Annotated in this window: 1 protein-coding gene and 1 pseudogene; both read left to right on the top strand. The window is 74.7% G+C overall.

The window, feature by feature from the left end; all coding sequences use genetic code 11:
- A pseudogene (locus ACFXAM_RS38595) lies at window positions 1–257 on the top strand (serine/threonine protein kinase); the annotation flags it as partial.
- Window positions 258–463: 206 nt separating this feature from the next.
- Window positions 464–2,318, top strand: a 1,855-nt coding sequence (locus ACFXAM_RS38590) for a DEAD/DEAH box helicase (RefSeq protein WP_380298591.1), incomplete at its 3' end; no start/stop codon positions are given.

Raw genomic sequence — 2,318 nt, 5'->3', positions numbered from 1 at the left:
GGGGTGCGGCGGGCAGCGGCGGCGGCGCGGGCGGCAGCGGCCACCCGTCCGGCGGCGCCGGGGCCACCACGGGCGGCACCGGGGGAGGCCCCGGCGGCACGACGGCGCCCGCCCCGGCGGCCAGCCCGACCGGGCGCCCGTCCTCCCCGGAACCCGGCCACACCACCCCCGCCCCGACCGCCACCACGGCTCCGGAGCCCACCCCCGCCCCGAGCACCACCGCGCCCCCCAGCTCGGGTGCGTCGGGCGGCCACTGAGCGCCGATCCGCAGCCTGGCCAGGGCATTTGCCTCCGATCCCCAGGCTCGTCTATGGTGGTAGATCGTTCGTTTGATCCATTTGACTGGCGCCCTACTCCCATCTGGCGCCCTTGGCGCGTTCCGGCGATCCGTGGCTGACCGCATAGAGGCGGTTGTGAAACAGAACCCCGGACTTTGGCGCGTGCCACTTCCGGAAGGTTTTGCATGTCTCTCGTTGACGACGCCCGCTTCGCCATGCCCGCGAGCGAGTCCGCCGCCGATGCCACCACCACCGTTCCCGCCGAGGCCGACGCCGAGCTGATCGCCGCCGTCGACGCCGTCGAGGACACCGACACCGCCGCCGAGGCCACCGACGCCGAGGCCGCCGACGTCGACGCCGAGGACGCGGCCGACGAGGCCGCCGAGGCCGACGCCGAGCCGACCATCACCTTCGGCGACCTGGGCCTGCCGGACGAGGTCGTCCGCGCCCTCGCCAAGCGTGGCGTCACCACCCCGTTCCCGATCCAGGCCGCGACCATCCCGGACGCCCTGGCCGGCAAGGACGTGCTCGGCCGCGGCCGCACCGGCTCCGGCAAGACCCTCAGCTTCGGCCTGCCGCTGCTGACCCGCCTCGCCGACGGCGAGCGCACCCGCGCCAAGCACCCGCGCGGCCTGATCCTGGTCCCGACCCGCGAGCTGGCCATGCAGGTCGCCGACGCCCTGGAGCCGTTCGGCTCGGTGCTCGGCCAGCGCCTCAAGGTCGTCTGCGGCGGTACCTCGATGTCGAACCAGATCTACGCGCTGGAGCGCGGCGTCGACGTCCTGGTCGCCACCCCGGGCCGCCTGCGCGACCTGATCAACCGCGGCTCGGCCAAGCTCGACGACGTCCAGGTCGCCGTCCTCGACGAGGCCGACCAGATGGCCGACATGGGCTTCCTGCCCGAGGTCACCGAGATCCTCGACCAGGTGCCGGCCGGCGGCCAGCGCCTGCTGTTCTCCGCCACCCTGGAGAACGAGATCGACACCCTGGTGAAGCGCTACCTGAACAGCCCGGTCACCCACGAGGTCGACCCGTCGGCCGGTGCCGTCACCACCATGACCCACCACATCCTCGTGGTGAAGCCCAAGGACAAGGCGCCGATCACCAACGCGATCGCCGCCCGCAAGGGCCGCACGATCATCTTCGTCCGCACCCAGATGGGCGCCGACCGCGTCGCCGAGCAGCTCGTCGAGGCCGGCGTGAAGGCCGACGCGCTGCACGGCGGCATGACCCAGGGCGCCCGCACCCGGGTGCTCGGCGACTTCAAGGACGGCTACGTCAACGTCGTCGTCGCCACCGACGTCGCCGCCCGCGGCATCCACGTCGACGGCATCGACCTGGTGCTCAACGTCGACCCGGCCGGCGACCACAAGGACTACCTGCACCGCTCCGGCCGCACCGCCCGGGCCGGCCGCTCCGGCACCGTCGTCACCCTGGTGCTGCCGCACCAGCGCCGCGGCGTCTTCCGCCTGATGGAGGACGCGGGCGTGGAGGCCAGCCGCCACATCCTCGACCACGCCTTCGACGCCGAGGTGGCCCGGATCACCGGCGCCCGCTCGCTGGTCGAGGTCCAGGCGGAGAGCGCGGCCAACATCGCCGGCGCCGCCGAGCGCGAGGTCGCCGACATGACCCGCCAGCTGGAGCGCGCCCAGCGCCGCGCCGGCGAGCTGCGCGACGAGGCCGACCGCCTGGCCGCGCGGGCCGCGCGCGAGCGCGCCGAGCTGGGCATCGAGGACGAGGCCCCGGCCGCCGAGGCCGGGACGGCCGAGGGTGCCGCCGCCGACGAGACCGCCGCCCCGGCGGCCGCCGCCGAGCCGGCCGCGGTGACCGAGGAGCGCACCCCGTCGTACCGCGAGGCGCGCACCGAGCGTCCGTCGTTCAACCGTGACCGCGGCGACCGCGGCGACCGCCCGTTCAACCGTGACCGTGACGAGCGCGGCGGCCGTTCCTTCGGCCGTGACCGTGACGAGCGCGGTGGCCGTTCGTTCGGTGACCGTGACCGTGGTGGCTTCAACCGTGACCGTGACGACCGTGGTGGCC

The sequence above is a fragment of the Kitasatospora sp. NPDC059462 genome, assembly GCF_042749955.1.
Taxonomy (GTDB): Bacteria; Actinomycetota; Actinomycetes; order Streptomycetales; family Streptomycetaceae; genus Kitasatospora.
The sequence above is the reverse complement of the archived record's forward strand: the minus strand, read 5'-3'. Positions and strand labels throughout refer to the sequence as shown.